15 protein-coding genes are annotated in these 16,253 nt (G+C 73.0%); all 15 read right to left on the bottom strand.

What is annotated here, in order from left to right; translation table 11 throughout:
* Positions 1-78 precede the first annotated feature (78 nt).
* The 15 genes from ACZ4K2_RS30370 to ACZ4K2_RS30300 all read right to left on the bottom strand — a co-directional run bounded on the left by ACZ4K2_RS30370 (position 79) and on the right by ACZ4K2_RS30300 (position 15,891).
* On the bottom strand, positions 79-270 hold the full coding sequence (locus ACZ4K2_RS30370) for an acyl-CoA carboxylase epsilon subunit (RefSeq protein ID WP_467480361.1): 192 nt from the start codon (positions 268-270) through the stop codon (positions 79-81).
* 68 nt (positions 271-338) lie between these two features.
* Positions 339-1,883, bottom strand: a complete 1,545-nt coding sequence (locus ACZ4K2_RS30365; protein ID WP_467480359.1) for an acyl-CoA carboxylase subunit beta — start codon at positions 1,881-1,883, stop codon at positions 339-341.
* The gene (gene fabD, locus ACZ4K2_RS30360) at positions 1,883-2,851 is read right to left on the bottom strand and encodes an ACP S-malonyltransferase (protein ID WP_467480357.1); all 969 of its coding nucleotides are present in this window, start codon (positions 2,849-2,851) and stop codon (positions 1,883-1,885) included. Before fabD ends, ACZ4K2_RS30365 begins: the two co-directional genes overlap by 1 nt.
* 49 nt (positions 2,852-2,900) lie before the next feature.
* Complete coding sequence (locus tag ACZ4K2_RS30355; protein WP_467480355.1) at positions 2,901-5,285, bottom strand: SDR family oxidoreductase; 2,385 nt, start codon at positions 5,283-5,285, stop codon at positions 2,901-2,903.
* On the bottom strand, positions 5,282-6,547 hold the full coding sequence (locus ACZ4K2_RS30350; protein WP_467480352.1) for an NAD(P)/FAD-dependent oxidoreductase: 1,266 nt from the start codon (positions 6,545-6,547) through the stop codon (positions 5,282-5,284). Before ACZ4K2_RS30350 ends, ACZ4K2_RS30355 begins: the two co-directional genes overlap by 4 nt.
* Entirely contained in the window at positions 6,544-7,881 is a 1,338-nt protein-coding gene (locus ACZ4K2_RS30345; protein ID WP_467480351.1) for an FAD-dependent oxidoreductase, read from the bottom strand. Before ACZ4K2_RS30345 ends, ACZ4K2_RS30350 begins: the two co-directional genes overlap by 4 nt.
* 49 nt (positions 7,882-7,930) lie before the next feature.
* Positions 7,931-8,134, bottom strand: coding sequence for a ferredoxin (locus ACZ4K2_RS30340; RefSeq protein WP_467480349.1), 204 nt, complete (start codon positions 8,132-8,134; stop codon positions 7,931-7,933).
* 45 nt (positions 8,135-8,179) lie between these two features.
* Complete coding sequence (locus ACZ4K2_RS30335) at positions 8,180-9,364, bottom strand: cytochrome P450 (protein ID WP_467480346.1); 1,185 nt, start codon at positions 9,362-9,364, stop codon at positions 8,180-8,182.
* Positions 9,365-9,399: 35 nt separating this feature from the next.
* The gene (locus ACZ4K2_RS30330; protein ID WP_467480344.1) at positions 9,400-10,341 is read right to left on the bottom strand and encodes an aromatase/cyclase; all 942 of its coding nucleotides are present in this window, start codon (positions 10,339-10,341) and stop codon (positions 9,400-9,402) included.
* A 34-nt stretch (positions 10,342-10,375) separates the two neighbouring features.
* Positions 10,376-11,158, bottom strand: a complete 783-nt coding sequence (gene fabG / locus ACZ4K2_RS30325; RefSeq protein WP_467480341.1) for a 3-oxoacyl-ACP reductase FabG — start codon at positions 11,156-11,158, stop codon at positions 10,376-10,378.
* Positions 11,159-11,242: 84 nt separating this feature from the next.
* Positions 11,243-11,506, bottom strand: a complete 264-nt coding sequence (locus ACZ4K2_RS30320) for an acyl carrier protein (RefSeq protein ID WP_467480339.1) — start codon at positions 11,504-11,506, stop codon at positions 11,243-11,245.
* A gap of 55 nt (positions 11,507-11,561) precedes the next feature.
* Positions 11,562-12,776 carry a ketosynthase chain-length factor gene (locus tag ACZ4K2_RS30315; RefSeq protein WP_467480337.1) on the bottom strand — a complete coding sequence of 405 codons (1,215 nt, stop codon included), beginning with the start codon at positions 12,774-12,776 and terminating at the stop codon, positions 11,562-11,564.
* Positions 12,773-14,041 (bottom strand): beta-ketoacyl-[acyl-carrier-protein] synthase family protein, encoded by a 1,269-nt coding sequence (locus ACZ4K2_RS30310; RefSeq protein ID WP_467480334.1) that lies wholly within the window; start codon positions 14,039-14,041, stop codon positions 12,773-12,775. The genes ACZ4K2_RS30315 and ACZ4K2_RS30310 overlap by 4 nt, the downstream gene beginning before the upstream one ends.
* A complete protein-coding gene (locus ACZ4K2_RS30305; protein WP_467480332.1) occupies positions 14,038-14,376 on the bottom strand; it encodes a TcmI family type II polyketide cyclase in 339 nt (112 codons plus the stop codon). The genes ACZ4K2_RS30310 and ACZ4K2_RS30305 overlap by 4 nt, the downstream gene beginning before the upstream one ends.
* 51 nt (positions 14,377-14,427) lie before the next feature.
* Positions 14,428-15,891 (bottom strand): FAD-dependent monooxygenase, encoded by a 1,464-nt coding sequence (locus ACZ4K2_RS30300; protein WP_467480330.1) that lies wholly within the window; start codon positions 15,889-15,891, stop codon positions 14,428-14,430.
* Positions 15,892-16,253: the final 362 nt, after the last annotated feature.

Raw genomic sequence — 16,253 nt, 5'->3', positions numbered from 1 at the left:
GGGGGATCTCCGTCACAGGTTGCGGGAAAAGAACGGAAACGCGGGCGGAAGGGGGCCGCGCCCGGGAACGGACGGTCCTCAGTTCCGCCAGCTGCGCGGTACACCGGACGCGGCGCGCCGCTGCCAGCGGACGGCGGGCAGGTGCGTCGCCCCCCGCGGCGCGTCCGCGCCGGCCAGCGCCAGCAGCAGGACGAGGACCGCCGCGGCGACCTCCTCCTCCGTGGCGTGCCCGCGCTCGACACGCAGCACGTCCCCGACGGCCGTCGACATCGTGAACTCCTCTCGCGGACGGGCCCGTACGGCCCGCGGGACCGGCGGCACACCTGCCTGGGCGGTGCTCACTGCGGCGGGTTGCCGTGTTTGCGGTGCGGCAGTTCCGCGTGCTTGGTGCGCAGCATGTGCAGCGAACCGATCAGGATCCGGCGGGTCTCGGAAGGGTCGATCACCTCGTCGATCAGCCCGCGCTCGGCGGCGTAGTACGGGTGCATCAGCTCGGTCCGGTACTCCTTGACCCGGCGGGCGCGCGCCGCCTCCGGGTCGTCCGCCTCGGCGATCTGCCGCCGGAAGATGACGTTGGCCGCGCCCTCCGCGCCCATCACCGCGATCTCGTTGGTCGGCCAGGCGTAGGTGAGGTCCGCCCCGATGGACTGGGAGTCCATCACGATGTAGGCGCCCCCGTAGGCCTTGCGCAGCACCAGGGAGACCCGGGGCGTGGTCGCGTTGCAGTACGCGTACAGGAGTTTCGCGCCGTGCCGGATGATGCCGCCGTGCTCCTGGTCGACGCCGGGCAGGAAGCCCGGGACGTCCAGCAGCGTGACGATCGGGATGTTGAAGGCGTCGCACGACTGCACGAACCGTGCGGCCTTCTCGGAGGCGTGGATGTCCAGCACGCCCGCCAGCACCTGCGGCTGGTTCGCGATGATGCCCACGACCTGGCCGTCCAGCCGGGCCAGCGCGCAGATGATGTTGCGCGCCCAGCGGTCGTGGACCTCCAGGAGTTCCCCGTCGTCGACGATCTCCTCGATCACCGCCCGCATGTCGTACGGCCGGTTGCCGTCCTCCGGGACCAGTTCGAGCAGCGCGTCGGTGAGCCGGCCGGGCGAGTCCGAGGGCACGGTCACCGGGGGCATCTGGCGGTTGTTGGACGGCAGCAGGGACAGCAGGTAGCGCACCTCGGCCAGGCAGGTCTCCTCGTCGTCGTGGACGAAGTGGGCGACCCCCGAGGTCTCGGCGTGCACGTCGGCGCCGCCGAGGCCGTTCTGGGTGATCTCCTCGCCGGTGACCGCCTTGACCACGTCCGGGCCGGTGATGAACATCTGCGACGTGCCCCGCACCATGAACACGAAGTCCGTCAGCGCCGGTGAGTAGGCCGCACCGCCCGCGCACGGGCCGAGCATCACACTGATCTGCGGGATCACCCCGCTCGCCCGGGTGTTGCGCTGGAAGATGCCGCCGTACCCGGCGAGCGCGGAGACGCCCTCCTGGATGCGGGCGCCGGCGCCGTCGTTCAGCGAGACCAGCGGGGCACCGGCCGCTATGGCCATGTCCATGATCTTGTGGATCTTCGTGGCGTGCGCCTCGCCCAGCGCGCCGCCGAAGATCCGGAAGTCGTGGGCGTAGACGAAGACCGTCCGGCCGTCCACCGTGCCCCAGCCGGTGATCACACCGTCGGTGTACGGCTTCTTCGTCTCCAGCCCGAAACCGGTCGCCCGGTGCCGGCGCAGCGACTCGACTTCGTGGAAGGAGCCCTTGTCCAGCAGGAGGTCGATCCGTTCGCGGGCGGTCAGCTTGCCCTTGGCGTGCTGCGCCTCGGTGGCCTGCTCGCTCGGCCCGCGCAGCACCTGCTCCCGCAGCGCGTGCAGTTCCGCAACCCTGGAGAACATCAGGCCGCTCCTTCGGCCGCAGCCGGCCGCACCAGGGTGTTCACGGTCGTCTTCACCTGCTGCGCGTCCGTGGTGCGCAGCGTCGTCACCCCGGGCACGATCCGCGTGCACAGCCCGCCGAGCGCCTTGCCCTGGCCCACCTCGACGAACCGGTCCACACCGTCGGCCGCCATGTGCCGCACCGCGTCCGTCCACAGCACCCGCCCGGTGAGCTGGGCCCGCAGGCACTCCCGGGCCTCGGCACCGCTGGTGACCAGGGCGCCGCCCGTGCCCGAGTACAGCGGGACCGCGGGGTCGCAGAACTCCACCTCCGCCAGCGCCGCGGCGAACTCCGGGGCCACGCGCTCCATCAGGCTGCAGTGCGCCGGGCCGCCGATCCGCAGGACGACGACCCGGTCGGCGCCCGCCGTGCCCACCAGTTCCACGAGCCGGTCCACCCCCGCCACCTGACCGGAGACCACCACCTGGGTGGGGTCGTTGTGGTTCGCTATCTCCACCACGCAGGCCGTCTCCTCGGCCGCCTGCGCGCACAGCTCCTCCACCCGGGGCAGGCCCAGGCCGAGCACGGCCGCCATCCGGCCCGGCACGGACTCGGTCACCGACGCCATCAGCTCGCCACGCACCCGCACCACGCGCAGCGCGTCCTTCCAGTCCAGCACGCCCGCGCCCACCAGCGCGGCGAACTCGCCCAGGCTGTGCCCGGCCACCGCGTCCGGCGCGGCCCCGTGGGACCGCAGCACGTCGAGCGCGGCCACGCTGGTCAGCAGCATGGCCGGCTGTGTGACGCGCATGTCGGTCAGTGCCTCGGCCGGCCCCTCGAAACACAGGGTGGAGACCGGCATGCCGAGCAACTCGTCGGCGGGCGCGTAGTAGGTGTCGATCAGATACGGCCACTGCTTGGCGAGGTCGAGTCCCATGCCGACCCGCTGCGAGCCTTGGCCCGGGAAAACGAAAGCGGTCCTGCCCATGCTGGGCCCTCCCTGGTGAACGTGTCGGTGGAGCGTGGGCCGGCCGGGGTCACAGGAGCGTGCCGCCGGTGGCGTCGATGAAGGCACCCGTGATCCAGCGGGAGGCGTCGGAGGCGAGGAAGGCGACGACGTCCGCGATGTCCGACGGCTCGGCCACGCGGTTGAACGCGGACAGCTGGGCCATGAACCGCACGGCCTGCGGGTCCTCGAAGACCGCACCGCCGTTGTTCGTCAGGCCCGGGGCCACGCTGTTGACGGTGATGCCGCGCCCGGCCAGGTGCTTGGCGTAGTGCCGGGCCAGGGTCTCCAGGGCGCCCTTGGTCATCGCGTACGCGATCTCCTCGGGGTTGGCGAACCGGGTGAGCCCCGAGGAGATGTTGATGATCCGGCCGCCGTCACGCAGGGTGCCCAGCGCCCGCTGGATGATGAAGAACGGCGCCTTGGCGTTGACCGCCACGAGCCGGTCGAAGAGCTCCGGTGTGGTGTCCTCGGGGGAGACCCCGCCCATGATCCCGGCGTTGTTGACGACGATGTCCAGCTCGACACCGCCGGTGTGCTCCTTGAGGCCCTCCTCGATCCCGTCGAAGAGGACGTCGACGTCACCGGGCGCCCCCAGGGTCGCACGGACCGCGAAGGCCCGGCCGCCGGTGGCCCGGATACCGGTCACGGTGTCCTCGGCTGCCTCCTTGTCGCGGGCGTAGTGCACCACGACCAGCGCGCCCTCGGCGGCCAGCCGCTCGGCGACGGACCGGCCGATGCCGCGGCTGGACCCGGTCACCAGGGCCACCTTGTTCTCGAGCGTTCCCATCTTCTGCCTCCTCGATGGCGGGACGTGTGCCGGTACGCCGGCCGCGGCGGGAGCGGCCGCGGCGGCGGCCCGGGTGCCGTCCGGCTCCCCGGGGCCCGCCGCGCGGGCCACGGTGCCCAGCGCGCGAGGCTCGCCGAACCAGCGGCGCAGCGCGTCGAGAGCGGCCCCGGGGCCCTCCGCACGCGCCCAGACGATGTGCCCGTCGGGCCGCACCAGGACGGCACCGAGCCGGGCCGGGGCGGTGCCCGGGGCCGCGGTGGCCACGACGACCCGCACCCGGTCGGCCCACAGCGCACTGCGCGCGCGCAGGTGCGCATGGCCGGGCGCGTCGGGGTCGGTGTCGATCAGCAGCCCACGGCCCGAGCGCAGCAGCTCGGTCGTCGAGGTGACCGCGCCCGGGCCGGTGACCAGTTCCGCCGGTGCCAGCCGGGCTCCGGACCAGGGCCGCTCGGAGCGCTGGGCGCCCGGCTGGTCCACGCCGCTGATCCGGCCCGCGAGCTGCCGCACGGCACCGTCGTGGCGCAGCAGTTCGGCGAGGACGGCGCGCAGCCCGCTCACCTCGCCGCCGCCGAGCAGGAGCGCCGACTGCGCCGCGATGTTGTCCAGCACCTGCCGTCCGACGGCGTGCCGTTCCTCGTGGTAGGTGTCGAGCAGCCCTGCGGGCGCCCGGCCGGTCACCTCCGCGGCGAGCTTCCAGCCCAGGTTCGCCGCGTCCTGCAGGCCCAGGTTGAGGGCCTGGCCGCCGACGGGCATCTGCACGTGCGCGGCGTCCCCGGCGAGCAGGACCCGCCCGGTGCGGTAGCGGGCGGCCTGCCGCCGGGCGTCGCCGAAGGCGTTCACCCACAGCGGGGTGCCGGAGCTGATGTCCTCGCCGGTGACCTCCCGCCACACGGCGGCGACCTCGGCGAACGCCGGGGCGCCGGTCCGCCGCACGGCGGGCCTGTTGAACCGGTGCACCATGACCCGGGTCACGCCGTCCGGCCGGCGGCCCGCGATGGCCAGCCCGTCCAGGAACCGTTCGAAGCGGCGGTCCGGGATGTCGATCCCGGCCACGTCCGCGCGCAGCAGCTCCCGGGTGGCGTCGACGCCGGGGAACGCGAACCCGGCCAGCCGCCGGACCACGCTGTCCTCGCCGTCGCACCCGACCAGATACGCGGAGCCGATCCGCAGGGTGCGCCCCTCGGCGGTGCGCACGGTGGCCAGCACCCGGTCGCCGTCCTGCGCCAGCCCGGCCAGTTCGTGCCCGGGCCTGACGTCGGCGCCCAGACCGGTCGCCCACTCCAGCAGCACCTCAACGGTGCGGGTCTGCAGCACCTTCCACTGGCCGGCGTACGGGCTGTCCACGCCGCCCAGGTCCATGGGGATGCCGCCGAAGTGGCCCCGCGGGTCGCTCGGCGGGACCGGGCCGACACGGTCCAGCAGGCCGCGCTGGTCGAACAGTTCCATGGTCCGGGCGTGCAGGGTGCTGGCCCGGGACTCCGAGGACGGCTCGGTCAGCCGTTCCAGGACCACGACGTCGGCGCCGCCCAGCCGCAGTTCACCGGCGAGCAGCAGCCCGACCGGTCCCGCGCCCACCACGACGACCTGCGTGTCCAGCGGCGCCCGCGCCTCCGCCGTGCCGTTCACCTCGCACCCCCGTTCAGCGCCGCGGTCCGCCGGCCGCCGTCGTCGGCGCCACCGGACTCCCGGCGGGCCGCGTGGTCCAGTGCCTCGCGCCACGTCGCGCGGGAGCGGAGCAGCCGCCGGTAGCGCGCGACCTCGCCGCGCCGGTCGACGGCCAGCACCCCGGTGAGCCGGTCGCCCGTGCCGAGCAGGGCGACGAAACGCCGCGTGGCCGGGTCCCCGACGATCTCGGTGCGCTCGGCCTGGGGGACTCCGAGGAACTGGATCCGCACCCCGTACCAGTCCGACCAGAAGTACGGCACCGTCGCGTAGTCCCCGTGCCCGAAGCCCAGCGCCTGCCGGGCGGCGAAGGCCCCCTGCTCCGCCGCGCTGGTCCAGTGCTCCAGCCGCATGGACCGGTCGAACAGGGAGTTGTGCCAGCGCAGCACGTCACCGGCCGCGTACACGCCGGGCACGCCGGTGGCGAGGTCGCCGCCGCACACCACGCCGTCGTCCAGCGCGACTCCGCTGCCGCGCAGCCACTCCACGGCCGGATCCGCCCCGATCCCGACGACCACCAGATCGGCCGGCAGCACGGTGCCGTCCCGCAGCACCACACGCTCCACCCGGCCGGCGCCCTCGATCCGCTCGACGACGGCCCCGCACCTCAGCCGGGTGCCCGCCTCCGCATGCAACCCTCCCAGCAGGGAGCCGAGTTCGGGTCCGACCGAGCGGGTCAGCGGCGACCGCTGCGCGTCCAGCAGGGTCACCTCGGCACCGGCCTGCCGGGCGGCCGAGGCCACCTCGGCACCGACGAACCCGGCGCCCACCACCACGACCCGGCGGGCGCTGCGCAGCGCCCCGCGCAGGGCCCGGGCGTCCTCCACCGTGCGCAGCGTGTGGACACCGGCGGGCGGCACGGCCCCGGCCAGCCGCCGCGCGCGCACCCCGGTGGCGATGACCAGGCGGTCGTAGAGCACCTCGGTGTCGCCGACCCGGACGGTGCGGGCGGCGCTGTCCAGCGCGGTGGCGGGACGGCCGAGCAGCGTCCGCACGCCCAGCTCGCCGGCGTAGGAGTGCGGCGCGCGGTAATGCGGGACCGCGGGCTCGGCGGCCCGCGGATCGGCGAGGAAGGACTTGGAGAGCACCGTGCGGTCGTACGGCAGGTGCGGTTCGGCGCCGACGAGGGTGACCTCGCCCGCGAACCCGGCCTGCCGGGCGGCCTCCACCGCCCGCAGCCCGGCCAGCGACGCGCCCACCACCACCAGGCGGCGCGGCACGCTCACCGCACGCCCCGCACGGCCAGCGTGCGCAGCACCCGCAGCAGGACCGCCGGACGCAGCAGCGCCGTGCCCGGGTCCACCAGGGACAGCACCCGGATCAGGGCGTGGCTGACGTGGGCGTCCCGCGTCGCGGCCCGCTGCACGAGGCCGCTGTAGGCCTGGGTGAGCCGGGTGCGCGGCGAACGCCGGCCGGGCACTCCGGGGAACCGCAGGTCGTTCAGGGCGTTGGTGTCCCACACCGGACCGATCGCCCGCCGCGCCAGATCCCGCAGGTACGGCAGCGGCGCCGGGTGGCCGCCCCGGCGCAGGTGCTCGCGCAGCACCTCGGCGCCCAGCGCGGCCGTCGTCATGCCCTGGGCGTAGACGGGATTGAAGCTGCACACCCCGTCCCCGGCGACCAGCAGCCGGTCCGGGAACCGTGCCATGCGCTCGTAGCGCCGTCGGACACTGACCGGGAAACGGTGCACGACCGGGTCGTCCAGCGGCTCGGCCAACTGCGTCAGCTCGTGCAGATCCGGCACCGGCAGCGACTTCAGGTACGCCTCGAACTCGGCCGGTTCGGCGGGCGGCACGTCGCCCAGGATGCCGTTGACCGTCACCTGGACCCGCCCGTCCTCGATGTGCGCGCAGATCCCGCCCCGCGGATTGTCCGGGGAGGCGATCACCACGACCGCCCGACCGTGGTGCTCGACGCCCGGCCGCAGCCGGTACTGGCGGGTGGCGTACCCCACACCGATCTCCAGCCGGTCGGTGCCGACCTCCGGGTAGCCGAACCCGGTCAGCCAGAGGGGGGTGCGGCTGCCCCGGCCCATGGCATCGACCACCAGGTCGCCGGAGAGCTCCCGCTCGGCGCCGTCCGAGCGCCCGCGCACCGTCGCCCCGGTGATCCGGCTCCGGTCCGGCGTGGCCGTCAGACCGGTGACCTCGTGGCCGTCGGCGAACACCACCCCCTCCAGCGCCCGGACCCGCTCCCGGACGTGCGCCTCCAGCAGCGGCCGGCTGGCCGCCAGCGTCACCAGATCGCTGCGGGTCCTGCGCAGCGGCCGCTCGCCGAAGTACCAGTCACCGCCGTCGACCGTGTCGCTGACCCGGGCCCCGGCCGCCCGCATCCCGTCGGTCAGACCGGGGAACAGCGATTCCAGGATCTCCAGACCCCGGGGTTGCAGGCCGTGGATCTGCCGGCCCTGGGGAACGCCACGCCGGGCGCCGGTGCCCTCCAGCACGTCGCGGTCGACCACGGTCACCCGCGCGTACCGGTCCGACAGCACCCGCGCGGCCAGCAGCCCCGCGATGCTCCCGCCCAGGACCAGCGCGTGCTCACCGGTGTGCGGTGTCATCGTCCTCACCTCCTCGCTTCCTGCATCGCCTCGTCAGCGTCCGTCCCGCTCACTCGCCCCGGCTGCGCAGCGCACCGATCGGGCACACCCGCACGGCGCTCGCGGCGGCCGCCGCGTGCTGTGCCGGCAGCTCCGCCGCGGTGTCGAACAGGACGTCGAGATCCCCCTGGTCGTCCAGCCGGAACAGCTCCGGTGCGGCCTCCTCGCACAGGCCGTGGCCCTCGCACCGGGCCAGATCGACGAACAGCTTCACGACTCTGCGCTCCTAGTCATCGATGCTTCGCGGCCGCGCCGCCGCTCACGCGTGCAGGACCACGGGGAGGGACTCAATGCCCCGGATGGTGTTGTGCAGCCGCCACACCGGACGGCCGACCTCGATCCGCCGCACCTTGCGCAGCAGCGCGTCCATCAGCGAGTGGCCCTCCAGACGGGACAGGGCCTGGCCCACACAGCCGTGGATGCCGTGCCCGAAACCGAGGTGCTCGGCCGCGTTGGGCCGGGTGATGTCGAACGTCTCCGGCGACTGCCAGTGCCGCTCGTCCCGGTTGGCCGACCCGTACAGCAGCAGCACCCGGGTGCCCGCCGACAGCGGCACACCGCCCAGCTCGCGGTCGGCGGTGAGCAGCCGGGTGAAGCCGCGCAGCGGCGACTCCCGGCGCACGATCTCGTTGAACGCGTTCGGCGCCAGCCCGGGCTGCTCGCGCAGCAGTTCCCACTGCTCGGGGTGCGCGCCGAACAGCCACAGCATGCTCGCCAGCGCACTGACGGAGGTGTCCATCGAGGGCGCGAGGAAGTCACCGAGCAGGGCGGGCAGCAACTCGTCGGAGATCTTCCCGGCCTGCGCGTCGGCGACCAGCTGGGCACCCCAGGTGCCCGGCCGCAGATTGCCCGGCAGGGACATGCGCTGCAGGAACGCGCCCATCTCCTGGAGGTGCGGGAAGCCCGCCATGGTCCGCTCGTTGAGCGGGCCGAAGGCGTTGAAGCCGGCCGCGGCCCACTCCAGGAGCCGCTCGCGGCCCTCGTCCACCGGCCAGCCCAGCAGATCCGGCACGATGGCGAGCGGGAACGCCTGCCCGAAGTCCCGCACCGCGTCGAACTCGCCGCCGGCGACCAGCTCGTCCACCAGCCGCTCCGCCCAGCCCTCCACGTAGGCGTGCACCTCGCGCAGCGCCTTCGGCGTCAGATGCCGGGCGACCAGTCCGCGCACGAGGTCGTGGTAGGGCGGATCGCTGGTCAGGCTGCTGCCGTGCTGCGCCTTGTTGAGCTGCTCGGTGATGCCGACGCCCTCGCCGGAGATGAACGCCTCGTGGTCGTGCAGGGCGTCGTAGACCTCCTGGTAACGGGCGACGGCGAACACCTGGTACTGGTCCAGGCGCACCACCGGGCCCAGGTCGCGCAGCGCACGGTAGGGGACGTACGGATCGAGGATCGACTCGTCCGTGTACGGGTCGATGTCGGAACTGGGGATGTGCGTGGTCGGCACGGGGGCTCTCCTACGGGTCTTCGGGTGCTGAACGGTCAGCGGTTCTTCTCCGCGTACGCCTTGGCGTGGCCGAGGGTGGCGCGGCTGTTGCCGCCGAGCGCGGTGCGCACGAACTCCCGGGCGTGGGCCAGGTCGGCCTCGGGGCCCAGCACGGCGGCGATGTTCGCCGTGTTGACGGCGACCGTGTGCTGGGACGTGGCCTTCACGCCGCCCTCGTTCTCCTCCAGCAGCCAGTAGCCGGTGTGCAGGGTCATCAGCGCGGGCAGCACCGTCTGCTTGTAGGCGATGCGCTGGTGGGGGAAGCACACCCGGACCGACTTGGTGGTGTGTGTGGACCCGTCCTTGGTGCGGGTGTCCATCTCCAGGACCTGCAGCCCCGGCGACGGCTCCGCCAGCCGCACGGCGGCCACGTGCGGCAGCCGCTCGGTCCACAGCCCGGCCTCGTTGAGGAAGTCGTAGACGTCCTTGGCGGACCCGGCGATCTCCACACTGTCCTCGAAGGACAGCAACGTCTCGCCGCCGGCGGCCAGTTCGAGGTTCGTCTTCAGGGCGGCCAGCTCGGAGCGCGAGTTGCGGTCCACGGCCGCGTCGATCCACGCCAGAGCGGCCGGGTCGTCGTCGACGGCCCGGTAGTCGTGCAGCAGCCGGATGCGCGAACTGCCCCCGGACAGCGGCTCGATGATCCAGCTGCCGCCCATGGAGGCCACCGGCGGCGCCGAGATCTCCTGGCGGAAGTCGATCCGCAGCTCGTCGGGACGGACCGTCCGGCGCGACGTCCAGTTCTTGGGCTCGCCGTTGGCGGTGGCCCAGATGCGGATGCGCTCCTCGGCGCCGTCGCGCTCGATCGTCTCGGCGTGCACGGTCGGCGGGAAGACCTGCGGCCACAACTCGACCTGCGACAGGAAACGGTAGACGGCACGTGCGTCGGCGAGCACGGTGATCTCGTGTTCGACCGTCTTGCGGGACTGCTGCGCCATGGATGACTCCTTGCTGATCGGCGCCGGCCGGCGGTCAGAAGTTGCCGAGACCACCGCAGACGTTGAGGGCCTGGGCGGTGATGGAGGAGGCGGTGTCGGTGGTCAGATAGCCGACGAGCCCCGCCACTTCCTGCGGCGTGGAGTAGCGGCCGAGCGGAATCTTGGCCTGGAAGCGTTCCAGGATGGCGTCCTCGGTGGTCTCCCACGCCGCCGCGTACCCCTGCCGCACCCGCTGCGCCATCGGGGTCTCGACATAACCCGGGCAGACCGCGTTGACCGTGATGCCGGTGGGCGCGAGCTCGTTGCCGAGGGCCTTGGTGAAGCCGACCACGCCGTGCTTGGAGGCCGAATAGGGCGCGGCCAGGACCACGCCCTGCTTGCCCGCGGTGGACGCGATGTTGATGATCCGGCCCCGGTCCTTGTGCCGCATGCCCCCGGTGGTCAGCACCTCGCGGGTCACCCGGAACACGCTGTGCAGGTTGGTGTCGACGACGTCGAACCACAGCTCGTCGGTGAGGTCGGCGGTCACCCCGCCACCGCTGCGGCCGGCGTTGTTGACCAGGACGTCCACCGTCCCGAACGTCTCGACGGCGGCCTGCACGAAGGCACGGACACTGTCGGCGGACCGCACGTCGCAGGCGCGGCCGTCGACGGTCAGCCCCTCCTCGGTCAGCTGCTTGACGGTGGCCGCCACGGACTCCTCGGTCCGCGCGCACAGGAAGACCCGGTGCCCCAGGTCACCGAGCACCCTGGCGACCGCGAGGCCGATACCGCTGGTCGCGCCGGTGACCAGGGCGACGGGCTGCTGTGTGGTCATGAACCCTCCCGGAGTTCGAGAAGTGCACGGAAGACGGCGGCGGGCGGCCGGTGGGGGGACCGGCCGCCCGCCCCGCGCGGAGAATCAGACGGTGCGCAGCGAGAGAAGCTGCCGGTTGAGCGCGTCGACCAGCTGGCGCGGCGTCTCGGCGTCGACGAAGACGGTGTCCTCCAGCTCGATGTCGTACTCACGGCCGATCCGGGCACCGGTCTCCAGCAGGGCGAGTGAGTCGTAGCCGAGGTCGCCGAAGGTGACGTCGTCGATGTCACCGTCGAGGTCGACGTCCTCGCCGGCGCCCTCACGCAGGATGCGGCGCAGGTCGTCCATGGTGAACTCGTGTGCGGTCACGGACCTTTCCTCCCTGTACGTTGTCGATGGGTGTGTGCTGCGGGGCGGCAGCCGCTCAGCCGGCGGCGCGGACCACCATCGCGGAGTTGAACCCGCCGTAACCACGGGCGACGACCAGCGCGGTGCGCACGTCCGCCGAGCGGGGCGTCCCGGTCACGAGGTCCAGCCCGTACGCGGGATCCGGGGCCACGTTGACGGTCGGCGGGATGACCCCGTCCCGGATCGACAGCAGCGCGGCCGTCACGTCCAGGGACGCCGCCCCCGAGTACAGCCGCCCGGTCATCGTCTTGGGCGCGGTGACGGCGACACCCCGGGCGCCGAACACCTCACGCAGCGCCTCGGCCTCCTGCCGGTCCAGCTCCGGCACGCCCGCCGCGTCCGCGAAGACCACGTCGACGTCGCGGGGTGCGACGCCCGCGTCCGCCAGCGCCAGGGAGATCGCCCGCCCCAGCGCCGGCGGCCGGTCGCTGCCGGGCCGCGGGTCGATCGTGGCCGCGTACCCCGCGACCTCCCCGTAGACGCGCACACCGCGCTCCCGGGCGTGCTCGGCGTCCTCCAGGATCACCAGGGCGCCGCCCTCGCCGGCCACGAAACCGGCGGCGTCGCGGTCGAAGGGCAGGTAGGCGCGGCCGGGATCGGCACGGGTGCTCACCCGCCCCGCGGACATCTGCGCCACCCAGCCCCACGAGCACAGGGAGCTGTCGATGCCGCCGGAGACGATCAGCGTGGTGCCCTTGCGGATCTGCCGGCGCGCCTGCGCGATCGCGTCCAGCCCGCCGGCCTGGTCGGAGACGACCACACCGCTCTGCCCGCGCATGCCGTTACGGATGGAGATCTGACCGCTGTTGACGGCGTAGAACCAGGCGTACGACTGGTAGGCGCTGACGTACTTGCTGCCCTTGCTCCACAGGTTCTCCAGCTCCCGCTGACCGAATTCGAAGCCGCCGGAGGAGGCCGCCGTGATCACACCGGTGGCGAAGTCGGGCAGGTCGCCCGGCTTGACGTCGGCGTCGGCGAGCGCCCAGTCGGCGGCCACCAGCGCGAGCCGTGTCATGTGATCGGTCTGCGGAACCAGCCGGCTCGGCAGATGCTCCCCGGGGTCGAAGCCGGGCACCTCTCCGGCCAGCGTGGACGGGTAGCCCGAGGCGTCGAACCGGCTGACCGGCCGGATACCGCTGACCCCCTGCCGGGTGGCGCCCCACCAGGCGTCCGTGCCGAGCCCGTTGGGCGCGGTGACGCCCACGCCCGTGATGACCACGGCCCCGCTCATGCCGCCCTCCTGTCGGGTCGGGCCAGGACCATGGCGCTCTGGAAGCCGCCGAACCCGCTGCCCACCGTGAGCACCGAGTCGGTGCGCCACTCGCGGGCGTGCAACGGCACGTAGTCCAGGTCGAGTTCCGGATCGGGATGGTGCAGATTGGCCGTCGGGGGCACCACGTTGTGCTCCATGGCCAGCGCGGAGGCGGCGATCTCGATCGAGCCGATCGCGCCCAGGGAGTGCCCGATCATCGACTTGATGGAGCTGACCGGCACCCGGTACGCGTGCTCGCCGAGGCTGGTCTTGAAGGCCGCGGTCTCGTGCCGGTCGTTCTGCTTGGTGCCCGAGCCGTGCGCGTTGACGTAGTCGATGTCGGTCGGGTCGAGCCGCGCCTGGTCGAGGGCCACCCGGATCGCCTCGGCCATCTCCGCGCCGTCGGCACGCAGCCCGGTCATGTGGTACGCGTTGCAGCGCGACGCGTAGCCGCAGATCTCCGCGTAGATGTGCGCGCCGCGCCGCCGGGCGCTCTCCAGCTCCTCCAGCACGAACCCGGCCGCGCCCTCGCCGAGGACGAAACCGGTGCGGGTGGAGTCGTAGGGGCGGGAGGAGTGCTCGGGGTCGTCGTTGTACGTCGACGTCGCCTTGATCGCGTCGAAGCAGGCGACCGTGATGGGCGAGATCGGCGCCTCGGTCGCCCCGGTGACGGCGATGTCCGTGCTGCCCTCACGGATCAGTTCCACGGCGTAACCCACCGCGTCGATACCGGAGGTGCAGCCGGTCGAGATGACCGTGGCCGGGCCCTCGGCGCCCACCGCCCAGGCCACCTCGGCGGCGAACGAGGACGGGACCAGGTGGTGGTACAGGTGCGGCGGGGCGTAGGTGTGGTCGACCAGCGGCAGCCGGCCGTCGTCGCTGACCACCCGGTACTCGTTCTCCAGGCTGATCGTGGCACCGACGGCACTGCCGATGGCGACCGCCACCCGCGCCGGGTCCGCCGCGGCGAAGTCCAGGCCGCTGTCCGCGACCGCCTCGCGCGCGGTGACCACGGCGAACTGCGCGGCCCGGTCCATCCGGCGCAGCTCCTGCGGCTGCAGACCGTGCTGGCCGGGGAAGAAGTCCACCTCGGCCGCGACCCGGGAGCGGTAGCCCGTCGGGTCGAAGCAGGAGAGCGTGCGGGTGGCCGTACGCCCCGCGGTCAGCAGGGCCCAGAAGTCCTTCGCACTGGTGCCGCCCGGTGCCACCACGCCGATGCCGGTGATGACGACGCGTCGGGTCACTTCGCTCCCGCCTCCTTCGGGTCCCACACGTAGAAGCGCTCGGCCATCGCGTCCGAGGGCGTCTGCCACGCCGGGTCGTAGGGGTCGATGAAGGGCCGCAGGTCGGCGCTGATCTGCTTGAACCGCGGATCGCCCTTGGCCGCCTCGATGGTGTCCCCGCCCGCGGCGTGGTCGAAGTCCTGCAGGTGGAAGTACAGGCCCTTGTAGGCGAACAACTGGCGGCGCCGCGTGCCCATCAGGTGCGGCATCTCCGTGGTGTCGAACTCCCGGAAGAGCCGGGCGACCTCGGCCTGCGACTCCGGGGCCATACGGGCCACGATGAGGGTGCTGTGCATCCGTGTCCTCTTTCTCTGTCGGATGGTTGACCGGCGGTGGCTCCCGGCGCCTCAGCGCGGCAGGCCGAACCACCGGTACAGGGACCGCGGCAGGTCACCGCTGCCGGGCGACGCCCACGCGACATGGCCGTCGGGGCGGAGCAGCAGGGCACGCGTGCCCGTGAGCGGGCTGTCGGGCGCCGGGTCGTGCGGCCGGCCGGTGACCACCTCGACCCTCCCGTGCCAGGCCGAGGCGATCCGCCGTACGGCGGCGTCGTCGGACAGGTCGAGCAGGACACCGCGGCCGGCCCGCAGCAGCTCGGCGGTGGTGCTCTTGCCGCCGTCCCGCGTCACCAGCTCCTGGAAGGGCAGGCGCCGGCCGAGCAGCGGATGGCCGTCGGCCCCCATGTCGTAGCGGACCTCCACACCGGTGACCATCTCGGCGAGGTGGAGGCCCACCTCCGGCAGGGCGATGAGTTCCCCGAGCAGGTCGCGCAGCGGCTGCACCTCCTCCCCGCCCAGGAACAGCAGGCCCTGCGCCCGGGTGTTCATCAGCAGCCGCTCGCCCACCGGATGCCGCTCGCGGTGGTAGGTGTCGAGCAGTCCGGGCGGGGCCCAGCCGCTCGCCACCGCCGCCAGCTTCCAGCCGAGATTGACGGCGTCCTGGATGCCGACGTTCATGCCCTGGCCGCCGGCCGGCAGGTGGATGTGGGCGGCGTCGCCCGCGAGCATGATCCGTCCGCGCCGGTAGGCGCCGGTCAGCCTGCTGGCGTCACTGAACGAACTGGCCCACACCGGCGTGGCGTGGCCGACGTCCTGCCCGGTGACCCGCTGCCAGGCCGCCGCGACATCGGCGAACTCCGCGGGCCGCTCCCGTGCCGGCGCGCCGTGCTCCTTCACGATCAGCCGGTGGATGCCGTCGCCCAGCGGAGCCGCCATGGCCACCCCGCCCGGCAGCCGCTCGCCGAAGGGCCTGGCGGCGATCTCGCAGCCGGCGACATCGGCCAGGAGCATCTCGTACGTGCCCGCCGTGCCCGGGAAGTCGAATCCGGCGAGTTTGCGTACGGTGCTGTGCCCGCCGTCGCACCCCACGACATAGGAGGCACGCAGTGTCCGCGGCCCGTCCGGTCCGGCGACCCGCACCTCGACGCCGTAGGAGTCCTGCTCGATCCCGGTGACCTCGTGTTCGCGCCGGATGTCCGCACCGAGTGCCGCGGCCCACTGCCCGAGGACCTCCTCGGTCTGGGACTGCTTGATTCCGTGCGAAGTGCGGTGCGGGCTGTCCAGTCCGGCGAAGTCCACGAGGAGCCCGCCGAAGTGGCCCATGGGGCTGGTCTGTACGTCACCGAACCGGTCGAGCAGCCCGCGCTCGTCCAGGATCTCCATCGTCCGCACGGTGAAGCCGAGCGCGCGCGACTGCCCCGTGGGCTCCCGCAGGCGCTCCAGGACGATGACGGGCGCCCCGCCCAGCCGCAACTCACCCGCGAGCATCAGCCCGACGGGGCCCGCACCCACGATGATCACCGCGGTGTCCATGACTACCGCCTCTCTCGAGTGGTCGACAGGTCCGGTGGACCGCTTCCGGAACACACGCGAAGGCCCTGCGGGAGAAATCCCCCAGGGCCTGTGAAAACTTGAATCAGCTGACCGGCGCATTTTCGGAAAGCGTCCACGAAAATGTGATCCGATGGGGCACGAAGGCAAAGCACCGGACTCTGGTAATGAGTCTCTTCGCCGCAGGCCAGGCGCGCAAGAACCGTAATTGCAGGGCTTCGTAAAACTCGTGTCAGTCGATTTCCCCGATGTCAGGGGAGTGCAAGAAAGAGGTCAGAACCGGCGCGAGCCCCCCGGCCCCGCGGGCATCCGCACGGGATGCACAGGCTCTTGTACCCCCGGAC

The sequence above is a fragment of the Streptomyces sp. NPDC025833 genome (genome assembly GCF_055558055.1).
This window is presented reverse-complemented; position numbering and strand designations above follow the sequence as displayed.